This is a genomic window from Collimonas sp. GW821-FHT07E08, from assembly GCF_059418905.1.
Genome location: NZ_JBWKQR010000001.1, coordinates 511,985 through 531,285 on the forward strand (window position 1 = coordinate 511,985; position 19,301 = coordinate 531,285).

Annotated in this window: 20 protein-coding genes and 1 tRNA gene; 17 read left to right on the plus strand and 4 right to left on the minus strand. The window is 61.3% G+C overall.

Annotation, left to right across the window (positions count from 1 at the left end; all coding sequences use genetic code 11):
• Positions 1-51: 51 nt before the first annotated feature.
• The 9 genes from AC07RZ_RS02275 to AC07RZ_RS02315 all read left to right on the plus strand — a co-directional run bounded on the left by AC07RZ_RS02275 (position 52) and on the right by AC07RZ_RS02315 (position 9,659).
• Positions 52-942 carry a branched-chain amino acid ABC transporter permease gene (locus tag AC07RZ_RS02275; protein WP_092392200.1) on the plus strand — a complete coding sequence of 297 codons (891 nt, stop codon included), beginning with the start codon at positions 52-54 and terminating at the stop codon, positions 940-942.
• Positions 943-944: 2 nt separating this feature from the next.
• On the plus strand, positions 945-2,927 hold the full coding sequence (locus AC07RZ_RS02280) for a branched-chain amino acid ABC transporter ATP-binding protein/permease (RefSeq protein WP_494666728.1): 1,983 nt from the start codon (positions 945-947) through the stop codon (positions 2,925-2,927).
• Between the two features lies 1 nt (position 2,928).
• Positions 2,929-3,654: an ABC transporter ATP-binding protein gene (locus AC07RZ_RS02285; RefSeq protein WP_092392204.1), complete on the plus strand. Its 726-nt coding sequence runs from the start codon at positions 2,929-2,931 to the stop codon at positions 3,652-3,654.
• Positions 3,655-3,857: 203 nt separating this feature from the next.
• Positions 3,858-4,637, plus strand: a complete 780-nt coding sequence (locus tag AC07RZ_RS02290; RefSeq protein ID WP_494666729.1) for an N-acyl amino acid synthase FeeM domain-containing protein — start codon at positions 3,858-3,860, stop codon at positions 4,635-4,637.
• A 114-nt stretch (positions 4,638-4,751) separates the two neighbouring features.
• Positions 4,752-7,736 (plus strand): putative bifunctional diguanylate cyclase/phosphodiesterase, encoded by a 2,985-nt coding sequence (locus AC07RZ_RS02295; protein ID WP_494666730.1) that lies wholly within the window; start codon positions 4,752-4,754, stop codon positions 7,734-7,736.
• Between the two features lie 45 nt (positions 7,737-7,781).
• Entirely contained in the window at positions 7,782-8,381 is a 600-nt protein-coding gene (locus AC07RZ_RS02300; protein WP_494666731.1) for a LysE/ArgO family amino acid transporter, read from the plus strand.
• An 80-nt stretch (positions 8,382-8,461) separates the two neighbouring features.
• Entirely contained in the window at positions 8,462-8,773 is a 312-nt protein-coding gene (locus AC07RZ_RS02305; RefSeq protein ID WP_144736291.1) for a Dabb family protein, read from the plus strand.
• 9 nt (positions 8,774-8,782) lie between these two features.
• Positions 8,783-9,211 (plus strand): PaaI family thioesterase, encoded by a 429-nt coding sequence (locus AC07RZ_RS02310; protein WP_144736293.1) that lies wholly within the window; start codon positions 8,783-8,785, stop codon positions 9,209-9,211.
• Between the two features lie 22 nt (positions 9,212-9,233).
• Complete coding sequence (locus AC07RZ_RS02315) at positions 9,234-9,659, plus strand: GNAT family N-acetyltransferase (RefSeq protein ID WP_494666782.1); 426 nt, start codon at positions 9,234-9,236, stop codon at positions 9,657-9,659.
• A 4-nt stretch (positions 9,660-9,663) separates the two neighbouring features.
• Here the strand turns inward: AC07RZ_RS02315 and AC07RZ_RS02320 are convergent, their stop codons facing one another.
• From AC07RZ_RS02320 to ygfZ, 4 genes are read right to left on the minus strand one after another with little or no spacing between them, the layout of a single operon-like run.
• Complete coding sequence (locus tag AC07RZ_RS02320) at positions 9,664-11,091, minus strand: CoA transferase (RefSeq protein WP_494666732.1); 1,428 nt, start codon at positions 11,089-11,091, stop codon at positions 9,664-9,666.
• A 42-nt stretch (positions 11,092-11,133) separates the two neighbouring features.
• Positions 11,134-11,925, minus strand: a complete 792-nt coding sequence (locus tag AC07RZ_RS02325) for an NRDE family protein (protein ID WP_342827969.1) — start codon at positions 11,923-11,925, stop codon at positions 11,134-11,136.
• Positions 11,916-12,212 (minus strand): DUF4936 family protein, encoded by a 297-nt coding sequence (locus tag AC07RZ_RS02330; protein WP_494666733.1) that lies wholly within the window; start codon positions 12,210-12,212, stop codon positions 11,916-11,918. Before AC07RZ_RS02330 ends, AC07RZ_RS02325 begins: the two co-directional genes overlap by 10 nt.
• 4 nt (positions 12,213-12,216) lie before the next feature.
• Positions 12,217-13,257 carry a CAF17-like 4Fe-4S cluster assembly/insertion protein YgfZ gene (ygfZ, locus tag AC07RZ_RS02335; RefSeq protein WP_494666734.1) on the minus strand — a complete coding sequence of 347 codons (1,041 nt, stop codon included), beginning with the start codon at positions 13,255-13,257 and terminating at the stop codon, positions 12,217-12,219.
• Positions 13,258-13,353: 96 nt separating this feature from the next.
• On the opposite strand from ygfZ, the gene mltG reads away from it, so the two are divergent.
• From mltG to AC07RZ_RS02375, 8 genes are all read left to right on the plus strand, one after another.
• Positions 13,354-14,361 (plus strand): endolytic transglycosylase MltG, encoded by a 1,008-nt coding sequence (gene mltG, locus AC07RZ_RS02340; protein ID WP_494666735.1) that lies wholly within the window; start codon positions 13,354-13,356, stop codon positions 14,359-14,361.
• 80 nt (positions 14,362-14,441) lie between these two features.
• A complete protein-coding gene (gene tmk / locus AC07RZ_RS02345) occupies positions 14,442-15,068 on the plus strand; it encodes a dTMP kinase (RefSeq protein WP_494666736.1) in 627 nt (208 codons plus the stop codon).
• Positions 15,065-16,108, plus strand: coding sequence for a DNA polymerase III subunit delta' (locus AC07RZ_RS02350; protein ID WP_494666737.1), 1,044 nt, complete (start codon positions 15,065-15,067; stop codon positions 16,106-16,108). Before tmk ends, AC07RZ_RS02350 begins: the two co-directional genes overlap by 4 nt.
• Positions 16,109-16,128: 20 nt before the next feature.
• Positions 16,129-16,509, plus strand: a complete 381-nt coding sequence (locus AC07RZ_RS02355; protein WP_041743208.1) for a PilZ domain-containing protein — start codon at positions 16,129-16,131, stop codon at positions 16,507-16,509.
• Positions 16,510-16,534: 25 nt separating this feature from the next.
• Positions 16,535-17,056 (plus strand): GNAT family N-acetyltransferase, encoded by a 522-nt coding sequence (locus AC07RZ_RS02360; protein ID WP_494666738.1) that lies wholly within the window; start codon positions 16,535-16,537, stop codon positions 17,054-17,056.
• Positions 17,057-17,138: 82 nt separating this feature from the next.
• Positions 17,139-17,723, plus strand: a complete 585-nt coding sequence (gene rdgB / locus AC07RZ_RS02365; RefSeq protein WP_144736311.1) for an RdgB/HAM1 family non-canonical purine NTP pyrophosphatase — start codon at positions 17,139-17,141, stop codon at positions 17,721-17,723.
• Positions 17,720-18,976 (plus strand): radical SAM family heme chaperone HemW, encoded by a 1,257-nt coding sequence (gene hemW / locus AC07RZ_RS02370; RefSeq protein WP_494666739.1) that lies wholly within the window; start codon positions 17,720-17,722, stop codon positions 18,974-18,976. Before rdgB ends, hemW begins: the two co-directional genes overlap by 4 nt.
• A gap of 93 nt (positions 18,977-19,069) precedes the next feature.
• A tRNA-Ser gene (locus AC07RZ_RS02375) sits at positions 19,070-19,159 on the plus strand.
• The last annotated feature ends 142 nt before the right edge of the window (positions 19,160-19,301 follow it).

Below are 19,301 nucleotides of genomic sequence, written 5' to 3' on the forward strand. Positions count from 1 at the left end.
GTTTCGTCAAACGGCAGCGTTACTTTGCCATTTGTCTCTTGGGTCCATATCATGGAAATTCTGCTGCAACTCGTCTTCAGCGGCATCGCGCTAGGCATGATCTACGCGGTGATCGCTTTCGGTTATCAACTCACGTTCGCCACTTCCGGCACCCTCAACTTCGGCCAGGGCGAAGCGCTCATGCTGGGCGCGCTGGTAGGCCTCAGCCTGGTCGGCAATATCCATGGCGGCCCTTACCTGAACTACTGGCTGATGATCCCGGTGGTGATCGTGTTCGGCGCGCTGCAAGGCGTGGTGGTCGAATGGATAGGGGTGCGCCCGGCGCTCAAGATCAAATCGGAATTCGGCTGGATCATGTCGACCATCGCGCTGGCGATCATCTTCAAGAACGTCGCTGAAAACATCTGGGGCAAGGACGACCTGACTTTCCCGTCGCCCTTGTCGTCGACGCCGTTCCAGGTATTCGGCGCCAACGTCCAGCCGATGCAGGTGGTGGTGGTGCTGGGCGCGCTGGCGATGATGCTGGCGGTCGAGTTCTTCAACCGCAAATCGATTTACGGCAAGGCGGTGGTGGCGACCTCCAACGACCGCGATGCGGCCGGCCTGATGGGCATCAACACCAGCATGGTGATTACATTTTCCTACGCATTGTCGTCGGCCACGGCAGCGTTTGCCGGCGTGCTGGTGGCGCCGCTGACCTTGACCGGCGCCACGATGGGTGCGGCGCTCGGCCTGAAGGCTTTTGCGGTGGCGATCATCGGCGGCCTGACTTCGGGCATGGGGGCGGTCGTCGGCGGCCTGATCCTGGGCATCGCCGAGACGCTGACCGGATTCTATATCTCCACCGGCTACAAGGAAGTGCCGGGGCTGCTGTTGCTGCTGCTGGTGCTGGCTGTCAAGCCGGCCGGCCTGTTCGGCAAGACCGCCATCAAGAAGGTGTGAATATGAATAAAAAAATATTTGCACTGGCTATCGCCGGCATCCTGGTGCTGCTGGCGTTTCCCCAGGTTTTTCCGAATCCGTATTACATCCACCTGGCTGAAACCATCCTGATCTACGCCATCCTGCTGTTCGGGCTGGACATCGTGGTCGGCTACACCGGCCAGGTTTCGCTGGGACATGCCGGCCTGTTCGGCATCGGTTCCTACACGACCGGCGTGCTGGTGTTCAAGCTCGGCTGGCCGTTCCTGGTTGCAGCCCCGGCCAGCCTGGCGGTGACCGCCATCTTCGGCGCCGTCCTGGCGCTGCCCGCGCTGCGGGTGACGGGGCCTTACCTGGCCATGGTCACGCTGGCGTTCGGCACCATCATCCAGATACTGATCAATGAGATGAGCTTCCTGACGGAAGGGCCGATGGGGATCAAGCTGAACAAGCCGAGCTTCTTCGGCCATCGCCTCGACGAGGTGGAGTATTTTTACCTGGTGGCGGCGCTGATGGTGTTGGCGCTGATCGTCGTGCACCGGATCCTCAAGTCGCACCTGGGGCGCGCCTTCCAGGCGCTGCGCGACAGTCCGATCGCTTCCGATTGCATGGGGGTTTCGGTGTATCGCTACAAAGTGTACGCGTTTGTGATCAGCGCTGCGCTGGCGGGCCTGGCGGGCAGCCTGTATGCGTATTCGGAGGAATACATTTCGCCGAATACCTATAACTTCGAGCTGACCATCCTGTTCCTGCTGGCGGTCATCATGGGCGGTCGCAAGAGCCGCACCGGCTCGTTGATCGGGGCCTTGATCGTGGTCATGCTGCCGAGCCTGCTGGCGGATATCGAACTGTTCCGCCAGATCGCCACGGCTGCTGCCGTGATCGCAGTGCTGGCGACCGCTTTCCTGCTCTGGAAAAAGCGCAAGACCTTGCGCGAAGTGGCGGTGCCGGTGGTGGCGACGGTCGGCATGGCGGTGTTTTCCTATAAGCTGGAAAACATCACCGACTGGCGTTTGACGGTGTTCGGACTGATGACGCTGTTTGTCGTGTATTACCTGCAGGACGGCATCGTCGGTTTTGCCCGCAGCTTGCTGGGCCAGAGGATACCGTCCCGCGGCGAGCCGGCCAGCGTGGCCGCCAGTCCCGAGCAGGAGTGGGCTTCGGCCGGCGGCAGCGTTGCAGCCGGCGCTACCTTGCTGAGCGGCCAGCAAATATTGATGCAGTTCGGCGGCCTCAAGGCGCTCAACGATGTCAACCTCGATATCGTCAAAGGCAGCGTGCATGGCTTGATCGGGCCGAACGGTTCGGGCAAGAGCACCATGATGAATGTGCTGACCGGCATCTACAAGCCGACGGCCGGCAAGGTCGAATTCAACGGCAAGACCATTTCCGGTTCGACGCCGGCGGCCATAGCGCTGGGTGGCGTTGCCCGCACTTTCCAGAACGTGCAGCTGTTCGGTGAAATGACCGCTACTGAAAACGTGCTGGTCGGCCTGCACCACACCTTCCGCAGCAATGTGCTGGACGTGATCTTCCATACCCCGCGGTACCGGCGCGAGGAACTGGCGGCGCGCCAGCGTGCCGCCGGCATCCTGCAGTTCGTCGGGCTGAGCGGCCTGGCGGCCGAAGAGGCGCGCAACCTGCCCTACGGCAAGCAGCGCCTGCTGGAGATCGGCCGCGCGCTCGGGCTGAATCCGGAACTGCTGCTGCTGGACGAGCCGGCGGCGGGATTGACCGCGCCCGACATCAAGGAACTGATCGCGATCATCCACAAGATCCGGCAGCACGGTATCACGATCATCCTGATCGAACATCACATGGATGTCGTCATGTCGATTTCCGATACCGTGACGGTGCTGGACTTCGGCCAGAAAATCGCCGAAGGCAAGCCGGCTTCGGTGCAAAGCGATCCCAAGGTGATTGAAGCCTATCTCGGCGGCACCGCCGGCGAAGCCGCTGACGATGCCGGCAGCGCGCCGTCCACTTCCAACGCAGCGGGGTCATAAGATGCTCACGATTTCCAATTTGCATGCAGCGTATGGCAAGGTTGAGGTATTGCACGGCATTTCGCTGGAGGTGCCGAAAGGCAAGGTAGTGACGCTGATCGGCTCCAACGGCGCCGGCAAGACCACCACCATGCGCGCCATCTCAGGCATGATCAAGGCCAAGTCCGGCAACGTCACCCTGGCCGGGGTCGACGTTACCGGCCTGCCTTCGCACAAGATAGCGCGTGCCGGCCTGGCGCATTCGCCGGAAGGGCGCCGCGTGTTCGCCACCATGAGCGTGGTCGATAACCTGCTGCTGGGCGCATTCCCGCGGTTCACCCGCTTGCGTCCGCGCGGCGACATCAAGCACGACCTGGAGCAGGCGCTGGAACTGTTTCCACGCCTGAAAGAACGCCAGGGCCAGCTGGCCGGCACCTTGTCCGGCGGCGAGCAGCAGATGCTGGCGATGGCGCGCGCGGTCATGCTCAATCCGGAAGTGATCCTGCTGGACGAGCCCTCGATGGGGCTGGCGCCGATCCTGGTGGAAGAAGTGTTCCGCATCATTTCCCGGCTCAAGGAGCAGGGCGTGACGATGCTGCTGGTCGAGCAGTTTGCCGCCGCGGCGCTGAATGTCGCCGATTACGGTTATGTGCTGGAGAATGGGCGGATTTCAGTGCACGGGCCGGCGCAGAAGCTGAAAAACGATCCTGCGGTGAAGGCAGCGTACCTGGGTGGTGGGCAGCACTGATCTGTTCTTGTTTGTTGATTTTTGGAAATTATTTGTTGCAATAAACTGCTTAACAACGATTGATTATCATCAAATAAGCACAAAGGCGGACTTGTGACCAGGGTTTAGTTTTCTACAGTGTTCCGAACGTGAGAATCTGGCAATACCGTGATGCAGCTCATGCATAAAGCGGTCAACCATGTTGTTCACTTCGGAGCATTCAAATGAAACAAGACCACACAATCAGCACCTCCAGCGGCCCCGCAAGAGGGAAATTCATCCCGTCGTCCGTACCGACAGCCGCACTGCCTGAGGAGCGGCTGCCGTTTACCATCAGGATCGTCAGCGACGAGCAGGCTTTGCAGAAGGCCGTGGGGATTCGCTATGCAGCATACAGCCGGCACCTGCCTGAGCTGGCGCAAAACCTGCTCCGGTTCGAGCAGGCCGATCTTGCGCAGGATACCATCGTGCTGCTGGCGGAATCGAAGCTGGACGGCTCGTCCTTGGGTACCATGCGTATTCAGACCAATCATTTCCGGCCGCTGGGGCTGGAGCAGTCGGTGACTTTGCCGGATTGGCTGCAAGGCCGCAGCCTGGCGGAGGCGACGCGGCTAGGCGTAACTTCCAGCCAGATCGGCAAGATCGTCAAGACATTGCTGTTCAAGGCTTATTTTTTATATTGCGTCGAGAATGCCATCGACTGGATGGTGATTACTGCACGCTCTCCTTTGGACCGGCAATATGACGCCTTGTTGTTCCAGGATGTCTTCGCGGGACCTGAATTCATCCCGATGCTCCATGTCGGCAATTTGCCGCACCGTGTCATGGCGTTCGAGGTCGCTACTGCCCGTGAACGTTGGGCTGCCGCCAAGCACCCTCTGTTTGGGCTGGTGTTTGAGATGCAGCACCCTGACCTGATTCTCGAGCAGCCCCCCAATGTGCTGGCGGATCAGTTCACATCTCCCGACAGCTTGGCGAAAGAGCGGACGGCCCTGCCGAAATAGGCGTTTAATCTGGTGTTGATGCAACTTGATATTGAGAGGGTATTATTGTTTGTTTAAAAGGAATATTGTGTCTTTTTTTACAGTACAGTAGAACCCTCTCACTCTACGGATACGATGTCTATGTGGCTATTCCATGCCGATACGTCGAAAAGCTTTAATCAAAACCTGAAGCCTCAAGACTGGGCAGTGTTTTATTTTTCGGTCGTATTGGTGCCTGTGCTGGTTATCGTGTTGACGATCATCGCCTTTGCTACGCTTAACAGTCGCTTCGGTCATAGCGATCCGAGCCCGTCGCCATTCCATGTATTGAGCGATCCCGGGCAGCGCTTGCAGCCGGCGCAGGCATTCCAGGCGCTGGCGGCAACGCCGTTGCTGGCCTACAGCAATACACAGTTGCAAGAGACGCCGTTCTGGTTTTCATTTTTGGTGCCGGCAGCCGCGGATCCGGGGCTGACCGAGGTTGAGCTGCCTTCGCGCCATGCCCAGCAGGTCAGCTGCTGGGCCGGAGCCGGCGAGCGTTTGCTCGGGACTGCTAACCGCGACCGGGTAGACGGCCAGATAAAAGCCGAAAAAACCGGATTCGTCTTGTCGCTGGCGTCCGCCGCGCTGCCGCTCAACGTGCTGTGCAAGGGAGTATTTTCCGGTCCGGCGCGCATCACGGTGCGGCAATGGACACGTCCCGATTTCGTGCAGTCGCAGAAGGAATTTTATCGCGGCATAGGCCTGATGGAAGGCGGGCTGCTGACATTGACCCTGTTCGTGCTGGTGGCGGCGCTGATCAACCGCGAATGGATGTACGTATTGTTCGCGGTCTGGCTGCTGGGGAATCTGCGCCTTGGCGCCAATGCCATGGGCTGGGATGTGCACTGGCTGATATGGACCATTCCTAACCAATGGCTGCCATGGGTGCGCAAGCTCACGTTCGCCACCTACTACATCGTCACGTTCACCTTGTTCGGCCGTCTGTTCCAGAATGAACTGAAGCAGATCGGCTATGTTTTCCTGCAAAACGTGTTGCGCTGGATGGGGCTGGCCCTGCTGGTCGCCGCCATGCTGCTGTCGTACCAGCGCTTTCTTCCGGTCTTGTGGTTCTGGACCGTGGTTGGCATCGTTATCCTGGTGTTCCTGCTGGCGCGCATCGTCTGGAAGGCGCGTACCCGGGCGGCGCTCTGGTATTGCGCGTCGATGTTCGTGGTGCTGTTTACGCGGGTCGACGAGGTGGTTGCCGCTGCGTTCGGCATCAAGACGCTGGATGAAGTGCCGAATAATGTGATCGTGGCTTTGCTGTCGAGCTTGATGGCGTCGTTTGCCTTCGCCGAACAGATGCGCGCCGGCAAGCGCGAACTGGCAATGGTCCAGGCCGAATTGCGGACCACTTATGACGTCACGCCGGTCGGCTTGTTTACCCTGGCCGCCGATGGCAGTTTCGTGCGCACCAATCCCGCCCTCGAAAAAATCCTGGGCCACGATCCCGGTGCCGAATCGGTAAAAAAATTCGATGATTATTTCGAAGTCGGCGCGCGCGAAAAATTGCTGCGTATCGGTTCCGGCAGCGGCGGCAACGAGGCGGAGTTGCGCGGCGTCGCCGACGCCAGCGGCCGCCGCAGTTTTTACCTGGTGACAGCCACTTTCGCCAACGGCCGCATCGAAGGATCGCTGCAGGATATTACCGACCGCTCCCAGGCGGTCGAGCGCTTGCGGTTTTTTGCCGAGCATGATCCGCTGACCGGCGTCCTCAACCGGCGCGGCATCGAAATCATGCTGGAGCAGGCGATCGAGCGCCAGGCCGGCGACAGGCCTCTGGCCTTGGCTTATCTTGACCTTGACCGCTTCAAGCTGATCAACGACCTGTTCGGCCACCAGTCCGGCGACGAAGTGCTGAAGCAGCTATGTTTCCGGGTGCAGCAGCTGCTGGACGGCGATTGCCATATCGGCCGCATCGGCGGCGACGAATTCATCATCCTGTTCCAGGGTGTCGAGATCGGCGCGGCAACCGCCATCTGCAGCAAGATCATCCAGAAAATCAGCTATCAGTCGTATAACATCGGCGCCCGCGCATTCCAGGTAAAGGGTTCGATAGGGCTGATTGAAGTCGATGCCGGCATGCGCGTGCAGGACGCCATCTCCGCAGCCGACCGCGCCTGCCGCGAAGCCAAGCGGGCCCATAACGAACATATCGTGGTGTACCAGAAAAATGCGCCGGTGTTCCGCGAGCGGCTGGAAGAACTGAGCCTGATCGAAAGGCTGGGCGGCGAATTCCTGCCGGCCGGCCTGTTTGTCGAGATGCAGCCGATCATGTCGCTGCGTGAACCGGAAGCCTCGCTCAATTTTGAAGTGTTGCTGCGGCTGCGCGACGCCGACAACAAGATAGTGCCGGCCACCAAGGTGATTGCGGCGGCGGAAGAAAACGGCAACATCGCCGTGATCGACCGCTGGGTCATGAGCACGGTGCTGGAGTGGCTGGCGCAGCACCAGGCGCAACTGCCGCTGACAAAATTCGTTTGCGTGAATTTGAGCGGAGCCTCGCTCAACGACGAAAAATTCATCCAGGATATTTTCGTGATCCTCGGCCGGCATCCGCAAGTGGTGCCGATGTTATGCATCGAAATCACGGAAAGCGTGGCGCTGCACGACCTGGAGCATACCAGCCGTATCATCCAGCGCTTGCAGGCGTTGGGCGCCAAGATCGCGCTGGACGATTTCGGCGCCGGCTATACCTCGTTTACCTACCTGAAGAGCTTGTCGGCCGATGCCTTGAAAATAGACGGCGCCTTCATCCAAAGCATGAACCAGCATCCCGCCAACGAGGCGATCGTTGAAGCCATCGTTGAGCTGGCGCGCAACCTGGGCATGAAGAGCATCGCCGAATGGGTGGAGGACTGCGCCATGATCGAAGCGCTGGCGAAACTGGGCGTCGACTATGTGCAAGGTTACATCGTGGCCAAGCCGCAGTCGCCGCAAGCGATACTGGAAGCGAGCTCCGCCGCCAGCTTCATCACCGATCCGGCGCTGGCGCGTTTCGTCGCGAGCCGGCGGGTCGACGGCCGGCCATCATGGGCTGAAGCAGGAGACGGCTTTCCGCCCTCGGGTTTGCATTGAGCAGCAAGATGCCGATGTTATGATTACAATTTTCATGAAGCATCTATGAACGCTGCAATTTCCGGTTTTTCCCTCGGTCTTTCGCTTATCCTCGCCATCGGCGCACAAAATGCCTTTGTCCTCAAACAGGGACTCAAGCGCGAACATGTTTTCCTGGTCTGCCTGACTTGCGCGGCTTCCGACGCCGTCTTGATATTGCTGGGCGTGATGGGCCTGGGCATCATCATCGAGCAGGCGCCATGGCTGATGCCCGTCATGCGCTACGGCGGCGCGGCTTTCCTGCTGGCGTACGGCGCCAGGAGCTTCATCGCCGCCTGGCGCTCGTCGGACGTGCTGCTGCAAGCCGCGCATGTGAAAGGAGCGCTGCTGCCGACCTTGCTGACCTGCGCTGCGCTGACCTGGCTCAATCCGCACGTCTACTTGGATACGGTGCTGCTGATCGGCTCGATCTCGACCCAGTTTCCCGGGCAAAAAGGCTTGTTCGCCGCGGGCGCGATGCTGTCGTCGTTTGTCTTCTTTTTCTCGCTGGGGTATGCCGCCGCCTGGCTCCGGCCGATCTTCGCCCGGCCGATGTCGTGGCGTGTGCTGGAAGTCGTCGTCGGCGTCACGATGTGGTTCATCGCCTACAAGCTGCTGAGCGAATAGGCTTGCCGGGCGGCCGTGCAGGTAAAATAGCGGCTGGCGCCGGGATTGCGCCATTTACTCATTACCGGACAAAGAACATCATGAGCGCGACACTGAAACACATCGTATTCTGGAAATTGAAAGAGCATGCCGAAGGCGCCGACAAGGCCAGCAACGCCTTGCAGCTGAAAGCCTTGCTGGACAGCTGCGCCGGCATCGTGCCAGGCATGCTCAAGTTCGAAGCTGCAATCGCCCAGCCCGGACTGGAGGCGACTTACGACGTCGTGCTCAATGCCGAGTTCGCCTCGGCGGCGGCACTGGAGGCTTACCAGAACCATCCGGCCCACGTGGCGATCAAGCCTTTTGTCGGCGCAGTGCGGGAAGCGCGCCAATGCATGGATTACCTGAGCTGAACGGCGGCCATGTTTCCTTCCCATGTTTTTCCTGTCGATAATCCCTTCCTGACTTACCTCGGCGTCGAGTTCGTGGCGATGGGCGAGGGCGCGGCCGAACTGGCTTTGACCTTGCAGCCGCATCACATGAACAGCTGGCAAGTGACCCACGGCGGCGTGTCGATGACCATGCTGGACGTGGTCATGGCCCTGGCCGGCCGGTCGCTCTATCCGCAGGCTGAAGCGGCGGTCACGGTGGAAATGAAAACCAGCTTCCTGCAGCCAGCCGGGCAAACCGGCGCGCGTATAGTCGCTAAAGGCCGCGCCTTTCATCGTTCCACCACCATGTGTTTTTGCGACGCCGAGCTGTGGCACGGCGAGCACCTGGTGGCGAAGGCGATGGGCACATTCAAATATCTCAGGCACCATCGCGCTGCACTGAAAATCAAGGCGGGCTGAGGCAGGCATGAACAATAAAGACATGAAAATTCATCTGACAGTGGATGTCTGGGCGGCGCAGAAAGCCGACGCCCGCGCAGTGCGTTTCGACGTCTTCGTGATTGAACAGAAAATCCCGGTCGAGCTGGAGTGGGACGAGATGGACGAACACTGCCTGCATGCCGTCGCCTATGACGCCGCCGGCCATGCCATCGGCACCGGCCGCCTGCTGCCGGACGGCCACATCGGCCGCATGGCGGTGCGTGCAGCCGGGCGCGGCAAGGGGGTAGGCGCCGCTATCTTGAAAGCCTTGATGGCGCAGGCGCGGCAGCGCGGCGATGCCGAGGTGGTGCTGAATGCCCAGACCCAGGCCGAAGCGTTTTACGGACGCTACGGGTTCAGCCGCGACGGCGAGGAATATTACGAAGCCGGGATTGCGCACATCTGCATGCGCCACGTATTTAGCTGAACCATCACCAGCTCGGCGCGTCGCTGCCCAAAGGCACGGATGGCCGGCTCCAGTGCGCTGGCGTCAGCGACAGCTTTCCTGCATGGCTCACGGCGCTCAGGCGGCCAAAGCCGGAGGCGCTGTGCTCGAGCAGATCCTGGATCTGCTCGAATTCGATGTCAGCCGTCGCCAGCCCATTCTCGATCCGGCCAAGCTGGCGCAGCCAATGGCCGGTCTGCGCCAGCGATACCCGCACATGCCAGCTGCCGCCCTCGGCGACGCGGCGCGCCAGCGCCGTGATGGCGCCGGCTGCCATCAGATAGCCGGCGGCATGGTCCAGCACCTGCATCGGCAGCGGTTTCGGTTTGTCGCTGTGCGCGGCCTGCGCTTCGGCGTGGTTGAAACCGCTGGCAGTCTGCACCAGCGAATCGAAACCGCGGCGCTCGGCCCACGGTCCGGCATGGCCATACGCCGACAGCGATACATAGACAATGCCGGGACGTTTTTTTGCCGCCGCTTCGGGGCCAAAACCCAAGGCCTCAAGGCCGCCCGGACGGTAGCCTTGCACGAAAATATCGGTGTCATGCAGCAGGCGGCTCAAGATGCGATGATCGTCGGCCTGGCGCAAGTCGAGCTGGCATGAACGTTTGCCGCGTCCGGTATCGATCACCAGCGGGCCGATCGCCGGCAGCTGCGGCGCCGTCACCAGCATGACGTCGGCGCCATGCGCGGCCAGCGTGCGGCCGCAGACCGGTCCGGCGATGATGCGGGTCAGGTCGAGCACGCGCACGCCGTCCAGCGGCCGCTGCGCGACCGGCGCCGGCAGCGCGCGCGGCGGCGCATCGCCGATCTTTTCTATGGTCAGCAGCGGCAGCGCCTGCACCGCCTGTCCTTGCGGATGGCGGTCCCATTCCTCGAACGAACGCATGGCGGTCACTACCAGGCCGGTAGCGGCCGCAGCGTCCTCGAAATCCTCCGCGCTCCAGCTTTGCAGCGCCTGCTGCACGCTCTCGACCGTATGCTGGCATTGCAGCAGCCTGAGCACGCCGTCGCGGTGATGCGGGAAATTGGTGTGCAGGCGCAGCCATTTGCCGTCGCCGCAGCGATAGGTGCCGGCGATCTTGTCCCAGATTTCGTCGCTGCGGGCATCGTTGACCCGGAAATAGCGTTCGCTCCGGAACTCGGCCGCGGCGTGGCGCATGTCGACGCTGACCTGTTGCTGCTGCTGGCTGCGCAATTGCCACAGCTGCGCCGCCGACAAGGCCGCCGCCGCAATGCTGGCCTGGGCCGCGGTGCCGACTGCGAACGACGATGGCAGCACCGGGTCGCTGCCGCTCAGCGACAGCTGCGACAGCGCACCCTGCGGCTGGCCGAGGGTGCGCCACAGCTGCTGTACGACATCAGATGGGGCCAGCGCCGCTGGCGATGCATTCGGACTGGATGGCGACAACATGTTCTGCTCCTGTATTAGCAACGCGCCGCCCCGCCGGAGATGTCAGCGCGAACAGCGGGATTCAGATGGCGATGAAGTATGCGTGTGTATTTGCGAAGAAGGGCAAAACGGCGGCGCCACTCTTTCATGCAGCATGGCGCTGCCGTTGGCCTTGATCCTGACCAGGGTCGAGGCGCGCGTGCCGTAGTCCGGAGACTGGATAAATACCGCCGACAGCACACGCTCCAGCTCGATGCCGACGCCGGTGGACGGCAAGCGGCAATCTCCGGCACGGGTGGTGTCGCTCAGCATGTCGAAGAAACAGGCGTCGGGCGCTCCCTGGCACAGCAGGCTGGCGAACTGCGCCTTGGTGCGGACCACCTTGGGCCAGCAGCCGTCCAGCGAGGCGTTCGACAGGCCGTAGATGCCGGCCGGCAGAGGCTGGCCGTTGCGGACGTCTTCTTGGTGCTTGTTCGAAAACCAGATCAGCTCCTTGCCGTCGCCGACCAGCAGGTTGAAGCCGTTGTATTTTTCCGCATCGCCGGAAATCCCGGCGATGTATTCAGCCGCCGTCTTCTGGCCGCCGAGGAAATCCGACACCAGCGTGCCGCGGGTGGGCGCATCGGTGCGCCGTTCCGCCGGCGCCCGTACATTGGTAATGGCGGCAAAGCGGCCGCTGCGGGTGATGCCGATCCAGGTGCCGCCGTCCTGCAGGTCGCGGCCGGCGTAGATGCCGGGCCGGTCTTCCCACCAGCCGGCGGGCGCGGTCGGGCGCGCATAGAATTCATCGCGGTTGGCGGCGGCTATCAGAGGGGAGCCAGGAATCACTTGCCACGCAAAAACGATCAAGCACATGATGAAATATTCACAAAAAATTCAGTATGACGGGGACCATCGATCAAGGCGGCGAGGCCATGCTCGGCAACCGCCTGATCGATAATTTTCGTAAAATCCGGCGGCACCGAAGAATACACCTCCATCCAGGTGTGATGTTCATCCTTGATTTCGGGACTGCGTTTGAGGGCGGTGGCGACCTGGTATTGCAGCGACAGCCCGGCTTGCATTTTCGCCGCCGCCAGGTCGAACTGCTGGGCATTGCCGGCGGCCACGCGGTAATAGATGTAGAGATCGGAGCTCATCATGCGCTTACGCCGGCAGTTCAGCGTCAGTGACGTCGACGATGGAATAGGGCAGCGCCTGGAACTGCAGTTGCGCGCCGCCGGTCGAACCCAGGTGGACCGTGCCGTTTTCCAGCGCGGCCAGCTTGATCTCCAGCAGGCAGCGGCTGCTGCCGGCGCTGTCGGCCTCGGCGTTGACGATCATGCCGCAGGGCTGGTCCGGATCGGCGCTGGAAAAGACTTCGGCGCCGGCGGCGATGCCGGTCGCGGCGACGCTGGCCAGCACCGCACGGCGCTTGAGCTTGCCCAGGTACTGGCTGCGCGCGACAATTTCCTGTCCCGGATAGCAGCCTTTCTTGAAATTGACGCCGCCGATTACTTCAAAATTGATCATTTGCGGCACAAACTGTTCTTGCGTCGGCAACGTGATTTGCGGTACGCCTGCCAGGATGTCGCCCAGGCGCCAGGCTGAGGCGGCAACCGGCTGCAAGCTCTTGCTCAGCTGCGGCCAGGCGGCGATTGCATGCGCCGGGCTGGCGATCCATTGATAACGCGGCGCAGGACCTGCATCGGCGACACGGATCAAAGTGCCGTGTTCGTTGTCGACCTTGGCGTAGGGTCCGGCCGGCAGGGCCGGGAACCAGGGCGCCAGCGCGGCGCCGGCGGCATTGCCGGCCAGGCCGAGGATGACCTGCGCATCGGACACGTCGGCCAGCTTGGCCTTGGCGCGCATGACAAACATCTGCAGGCGCTTCTGGATCGCCGCCTGCAAGCTGCGCGGCAGCTGCAGCAGGATGCTGTCGCCGCTCTTCCACATCAGGAAGGTTGCCAGCAAGCGTCCTTTCGGCGAGCAATAGCCGGCCAGCCGAGCTTGTCCGGCAGCAAGGTTCTGGACATCGTTGGTCAGCTGGGTGTGCAGGAAACTGGCGGCGTCTTCGCCGGTGAGCGCGATCAGGCCCAGGTCGGCCAGCGGCGCCACGAAGGAGGCGCCGGCAGCAGCCGTCGCAGGAAGCGCATCGAATGCTTGCTGCTGTGAAAAATCCAGCCAGGTGCTTGTTATTTCATTCATAAATTGTAGGCATTCCCTAAACAGCGATTATCATATTGGGTTGATTATAGAGTTGTCGCAAAAAAAGCGTTGGAGTCGGCCAATTTTGCGAGGCGCATGAAAACCATTCGGAGCGGACCGGTCTTGTTTAAAAAACTATTGTTGAGCGTGATCTTGCTGGGCGGCGCGGCCGCCGGCGGCGTGGCTTACTGGGCGCAGCAGGCGATTTTCGAAGCCGGTCCGGTGCGGCCGTTCACCATCAAGCCGGGCAGCACCCTGGCAAGTTCGGCGCAGCAGATTGACGAAGCCGGGGTGGGCGTCAATCCCCAGCTGCTGGAATTGCTGGCAAGGGCGACCGGCAAGGGCGGCAAGCTGAAAGCCGGCAGTTACGAACTGAAACCTGGCGCCACGCCGCTGCGCCTGATAACGCAGCTGGTGCGCGGCGAATTTGCGCAGGAATCGCTGACCGTGATCGAAGGCTGGACCTTCCGCCAGATGCGCCAGGCGGTAGCGGCGCAGCCAGCGCTGAAACACGACACTGCAACCCTGTCCGACGCCGAGCTGCTGGCAAAAATCACGCCCGACTTCAGCACGCCGGAAGGATTGTTCTTTCCTGACACGTATCTGTTTGCAAAAGGATCGAGCGACATGCAGGTGTACAAGCAGGCGCACGGCCTGCTGATCAAGCGCCTTAACCAGAGCTGGGAGGGGCGCGACGCTTCGCTGCCTTACAAGACGCCATATGAAGCCCTGATCATGGCTTCGATCGTGGAAAAGGAGACCGGCAGGCGCGCAGACCGCAGCACGATTGCCGGCGTATTCATCAACCGCCTCAAGATCGGCATGCTGCTGCAGACCGATCCGACCGTGATCTATGGCATGGGCGAGCAATACCAGGGCGCCATCCGCAAGCGCGACCTGACCACCGATACGCCTTACAACACCTACACCCGCGCCGGCTTGCCGCCGACGCCGATCGCCTTGCCCGGCGCGGAATCGATCAGCGCGGCGATGCACCCGGCGCAGACCGACGCCCTGTATTTTGTCGCCAGGGGCGACGGCAGCAGCCATTTCTCGAACAACCTGGGCGAACATAACCAGGCGGTCAATCAATATCAGCGATAATTGGGATATTCGATAACATTCGACAAAATTCGGCAAGATTCGCCGCTGCTCGCAGCAGCGGCAACCCAACAGACAAGGCAATGGCAAAATTCATCACATTTGAAGGCATAGACGGCGCCGGCAAGTCGACCCACATCGGTTTTGTCGCCGGCCTGCTGCGCGCACAGGGCCTGCAGGTGGTCACCACCCGCGAGCCGGGCGGCACGGCGCTGGGCGAGGCGTTGCGCGAAGTATTGCTGCATCAGAAAATGCACCTGGAAACCGAAGCGATGCTGATGTTCGCCGCCCGCCGCGAGCACCTGGCGCAAGTGATAGAGCCGGCGCTGGCGCGCGGCGACTGGGTGATTTCAGACCGCTTCACCGACGCCTCCTTCGCCTACCAGGGCGGCGGCCGGCAATTGCCGCTGGCCAAGCTGGAAGCGCTGGAGCAATGGGTGCACCCGCATTTGCAGCCGGACCTGACATTGCTGTTCGACGTGCCGCTGGAAGTAGCGCGGGCGCGCCTGGACGCAACCCGCACGCTGGACAAGTTCGAACAGGAAAAAGCCGCTTTCTTCGCTGCCACGCGCGCCGAATACCTGCGCCGCGCCGCGCAGTTTCCCGAGCGTTTCCGCGTCATCGATGCGACCCGGGCGATTGCTGAAGTCCAGCAGGAACTGACGCAAATCATTGCAAGCCTGTCAGGCCAGCAGAGCGGAAAGCAATGAGCAATTCCCTGTTTCCGTGGCAGGACGGCGTCTGGCGGCAGCTGCAGCAAATGCGCGCACGCCTGCCGCACGCGATCCTGTTCCATGGCGCCGAAGGCATAGGCAAGACCGCGTTCGCCGAGCAGTTCGCGCAGTCGCTGCTGTGCGAGCAGCCGCAGGCCGACGGCCATGCTTGCGGAACCTGCGGCTCCTGCGGCTGGTTCGTGCAGTACAACCACCCGGATTACCGGCGCGTGCGGCCGGAAATCCTGGACGGCGAGGATGCGGCCGAGGGCGATGGCGCAGAGGGCGAGGCCGGCGACGGTAAAAAGACCGCCAAGTCAGCCAAGGCGCCATCCAAGGAAATCAAGATCGACCAGATCCGCGCCTTGTCCGGCTTCATGAATATTTCCACCCACAGGCAGGGGCAGCGGGTGGTCCTGCTGTATCCGGCGGAAGCGCTGAATACCGCAGCCGCCAACGCCTTGCTGAAGACCTTGGAAGAGCCGCCGCCGAATACGGTGTTCCTGCTCAGTTCGAACAGCCTGGACCGGCTGCTGCCGACCATCTTGTCGCGCTGTCGCAAATTCGCCATGCCGCTGCCGTCGCGCGAACAGGCCATGGCCTGGCTGCGCCAGCAGGAAGTCAAGGATGCCGATGTCTGGCTGGCCGAGCAGGGCGGCGCGCCGCTGACGGCTTATGCGCAGTCGCAAAGCGAAGGACGCGAGCTGATCGATGAGTTTTTGCAGCATTTGACCAGGCCCGGCATAGACGGCGCGCTGAAATGCGCCGAGCATTTGCAGAAAACCCCGGTCGCCGAGCTGGTGGCCTGGCAGCAGCGCTGGCTGTACGATCTGTTTTCCTTTAAATTAAGCTGCACAATCCGGTATTATCCTCGTTATGAAAAGGCGCTTGCAGGATTGGCCGCCAAAGTCGAAACCGGCGCCTTGCTGCGGGCGCTGAAAAGCAGCAACGAGCGCCGCGCAATCGCAGAACACCCGTTGTCGGCGCGTCTCTTCATTGAAGACATGCTGCTGGACTACGCCGCAATGTTTGCTTGAATTTTGCTTATAGGACGAAGATGGCTGAAAACACCACAATCCCGGCTGAACCGGTCAAACTATCCCGGCCATCGGTCTTGTCGCTGGTGATCAAGGAAAAATCGGCCTTGTATGCGGCCTACATGCCGTTCCTGACCAACGGCGGCATCTTTGTGCCGACCAACAAGAGCTATCACCTGGGCGACGAGATCTACCTGATCCTGAGCCTGATGGACGACGGCACCAAATACCCGATCGCCGCCAAGGTGGCCTGGATCACGCCCAAGAACGCCAATAACAACAAGGCGCAAGGGGTAGGCGTGCATTTCCCGGACGACGACAGCGGCCAGCGCCTGCGCAAGCGGATCGAAGAAGTGCTCGGCTCGGCGCTGGGCTCAGCGCGTCCCACCCATACTTATTAAGGCTGGCGCAGCCGGCAACATCTCGATGAACCAAACGAACTACAGTTTCAGGATCGCCGGCCAGCAGGATTTGCCGGCGATCGTTGCTATCTACAACAGCACCGTCGCCTCGCGCGAAGTCACCGCCGATACCGAACCCGTCACGGTCGCCTCGCGCCAGGCCTGGTTCGACCATCACAACGCCGAGCGCCGGCCGTTGTGGGTGGTGGAACAGCAGGGCGTGGACGGCCAGCCGGCCATCCTGGGCTGGCTGTCGTATTCCGATTTCTATGGCCGCCCGGCTTATGCCGGCACCGCCGAGCTGTCGATCTATATCCATGAAGACGCGCGCGGCAAGGGCATGGGCCGCTATCTGCTGGGGCTGGCGATCGAGCGCGCCCCGAGCCTGGGCGTGCACACCTTGCTTGGTTTCGTGTTTGGTCACAACCAGCCTAGCTTGAAGCTGTTCGATGCCTTTGGCTTCGAGCGTTGGGCCAACATGCCGCGCGTCGCCACGCTGGACGGCATCGAGCGCGACCTGGTGATCCTGGGCAAGCGCGTCGCCTGATCCGTTTTAGCTGCGGGTCCGACGTCAATTCCTGCCGGTGCTAAAGTACCGGCTCTCTCTCCTATCTTGTTTTGAGTTGCTCATGTCACGCACCCTGGTCCTGGCCTCCAATAACGCCGGTAAATTGAAAGAATTCAGCTCGTTGCTGGCGCAGATCGATTTCGAGGTCCGTCCGCAAGGCGAATTCGATGTTCCGGAAGCGGAAGAGCCGTACCTGACCTTTGTCGAAAACGCCCTTGCCAAGGCGCGCCACGCCTCCCGCCTGACCGGCTTGCCGGCGCTGGCCGACGACTCCGGCGTCTGCGTCAACGCCTTGGGCGGCGCGCCCGGCGTATTGTCGGCGCGTTACGCCGGCGAACCGAAATCGGACACGGAAAACAATCGCAAGCTGGTTGCCGACCTGGCGCCGCATGCCGACAAATCGGCCTATTATTATTGTGTGCTGGTGTTCGTGCGCCATGCCGACGATCCGCAACCGGTGATCGCCGACGGCCGCTGGAACGGTGTCATCGTCGACCAGCCGCGCGGCGCCGGCGGTTTCGGCTACGACCCGTATTTCCTGCTGCCGGAGCAGGGCAAGACCGCGGCTGAATTCAGCGCCGCCGAAAAAAATGCCGTTTCGCACCGCGGCCAGGCATTGCGCGCGCTGGTAGAAAAATTACGATGATCCCGATCAAACCCATAGGCATGCCTGGACAGGCCAAGAGCCAGGCCAGCGACAAGCCGTCGGCAGCGGCCCAGGCGGCGCTGGCGTATCTGCAGCCGGGCGCGCTTAGCCTGAGCGCCTTGCCGCCGCTGTCTCTGTATATCCATTTCCCGTGGTGCGTGAAAAAATGCCCGTATTGCGATTTCAATTCGCATGAAGCCAAAGGCGGTTTTCCTGAAGAGGAGTACCTGGCGGCCTTGCGCGCCGACCTGGAAGCGGCGCTGCCGCTGATCTGGGGCCGCAAGATCTATACGATCTTTATCGGCGGCGGCACGCCAAGCCTGATGTCGGCGGCCGGGCTGGACCGCCTGATGTCGGATGTGCGCTCCCTGCTGCCGCTGGACGGCGCAGCGGAAATCACGATGGAAGCCAATCCTGGCACCTTCGAGGTGGAAAAATTCAAGTCCTACCGCAACAGCGGCATCAACCGCCTGTCTATCGGGATCCAGAGCTTCAACGGCCGCCATTTGCAGGCCCTGGGCCGGATCCACGACGACGGCGAAGCGCGCCGCGCAGTCGAGATCGCCCATGCGACTTTCGATAATTTCAATCTCGACCTGATGTATGCCTTGCCGTCGCAAACGCTGGCAGAGGCGCAGCAGGACGTGGCTACCGCCATCGGCTTTGCGCCGCCGCACCTGTCGCTCTACCACCTGACGCTGGAACCGAACACCTACTTCGCCAAGTATCCGCCGGCAGTGCCCGACGACGACGCCAGCGCCGAAATGCAAGACATGATCAGCGCCCACACCAGCGCCGCCGGCTACGGACATTACGAAGTGTCGGCCTACGCCCAGGCTGGCCGCCAGGCGCGCCACAACCTGAACTACTGGCAGTTCGGCGATTACCTCGGCATCGGCGCCGGCGCCCACTCCAAGCTGTCGTTCCCGCACCGCGTGATCCGCCAGATGCGCTACAAGCAGCCCAAGGCTTACCTGGAACACAGCCGGCTGGGCAATGTGGTGCAGGAAGAAACCGAAATCGGCCGCGACGACCTGGGTTTTGAGTTCATGCTCAATGCGCTGCGTTTGAACAACGGTTTCGAGGTGAACCTGTTCAGCGAGCGTACAGGGCTGGCGCTCAACTCGATAGAGAAATCCCTGAACCAGGCCGAAGCCAAGGGCTTGCTGTACCGCGATCACAAGATCATCCGGCCGACGGAGCTGGGGCGGCGCTTCCTGAACGATCTGCAGCAGGTGTTCTTGCTGGATTGAGCGGTTTTCCTGGCCAATTCAGGCGAATTCCAGGAAAAAGCGCGTCCGGTATCGTTAATTTTCTGCAAAATGGGTATAATGACGACCTTCCCAGGAAGTGTGGCCGAGTGGTTGAAGGCACTAGTCTTGAAAACTAGCGACGGTTTATCCCGTTCGTGAGTTCGAATCTCACCGCTTCCGCCAGATCCAAGCAAAACGGCCCTCTACGGGCCGTTTTGCTTTTCTCGCAAGTCCTTTTCCAAGCAATCGTTTCCGCATTTTTCAAATCGTTTCCGCATATTGAGGTGCGTATAGGTAGCCGTCTTTTGCGGCAGTTCATCCATAA

Coding starts and splice junctions, on each gene's coding strand:
- AC07RZ_RS02275 (WP_092392200.1), top strand. CDS start 52: ATGGAAATTCTGCTGCAACTCGTCTTCAGCGGCATCGCGCTAGGCATG.
- AC07RZ_RS02305 (WP_144736291.1), top strand. CDS start 8,462: ATGAGCGCGACACTGAAACACATCGTATTCTGGAAATTGAAAGAGCAT.
- AC07RZ_RS02315 (WP_494666782.1), top strand. CDS start 9,234: ATGAAAATTCATCTGACAGTGGATGTCTGGGCGGCGCAGAAAGCCGAC.
- AC07RZ_RS02280 (WP_494666728.1), top strand. CDS start 945: ATGAATAAAAAAATATTTGCACTGGCTATCGCCGGCATCCTGGTGCTG.
- hemW (WP_494666739.1), top strand. CDS start 17,720: ATGATCCCGATCAAACCCATAGGCATGCCTGGACAGGCCAAGAGCCAG.
- AC07RZ_RS02300 (WP_494666731.1), top strand. CDS start 7,782: ATGAACGCTGCAATTTCCGGTTTTTCCCTCGGTCTTTCGCTTATCCTC.
- AC07RZ_RS02355 (WP_041743208.1), top strand. CDS start 16,129: ATGGCTGAAAACACCACAATCCCGGCTGAACCGGTCAAACTATCCCGG.
- rdgB (WP_144736311.1), top strand. CDS start 17,139: ATGTCACGCACCCTGGTCCTGGCCTCCAATAACGCCGGTAAATTGAAA.
- ygfZ (WP_494666734.1), bottom strand. CDS start 13,257: ATGAATGAAATAACAAGCACCTGGCTGGATTTTTCACAGCAGCAAGCA.
- AC07RZ_RS02350 (WP_494666737.1), top strand. CDS start 15,065: ATGAGCAATTCCCTGTTTCCGTGGCAGGACGGCGTCTGGCGGCAGCTG.
- AC07RZ_RS02360 (WP_494666738.1), top strand. CDS start 16,535: ATGAACCAAACGAACTACAGTTTCAGGATCGCCGGCCAGCAGGATTTG.
- AC07RZ_RS02295 (WP_494666730.1), top strand. CDS start 4,752: ATGTCTATGTGGCTATTCCATGCCGATACGTCGAAAAGCTTTAATCAA.
- AC07RZ_RS02285 (WP_092392204.1), top strand. CDS start 2,929: ATGCTCACGATTTCCAATTTGCATGCAGCGTATGGCAAGGTTGAGGTA.
- AC07RZ_RS02290 (WP_494666729.1), top strand. CDS start 3,858: ATGAAACAAGACCACACAATCAGCACCTCCAGCGGCCCCGCAAGAGGG.
- AC07RZ_RS02320 (WP_494666732.1), bottom strand. CDS start 11,091: ATGTTGTCGCCATCCAGTCCGAATGCATCGCCAGCGGCGCTGGCCCCA.
- tmk (WP_494666736.1), top strand. CDS start 14,442: ATGGCAAAATTCATCACATTTGAAGGCATAGACGGCGCCGGCAAGTCG.
- AC07RZ_RS02310 (WP_144736293.1), top strand. CDS start 8,783: ATGTTTCCTTCCCATGTTTTTCCTGTCGATAATCCCTTCCTGACTTAC.
- AC07RZ_RS02325 (WP_342827969.1), bottom strand. CDS start 11,925: ATGTGCTTGATCGTTTTTGCGTGGCAAGTGATTCCTGGCTCCCCTCTG.
- mltG (WP_494666735.1), top strand. CDS start 13,354: ATGAAAACCATTCGGAGCGGACCGGTCTTGTTTAAAAAACTATTGTTG.
- AC07RZ_RS02330 (WP_494666733.1), bottom strand. CDS start 12,212: ATGATGAGCTCCGATCTCTACATCTATTACCGCGTGGCCGCCGGCAAT.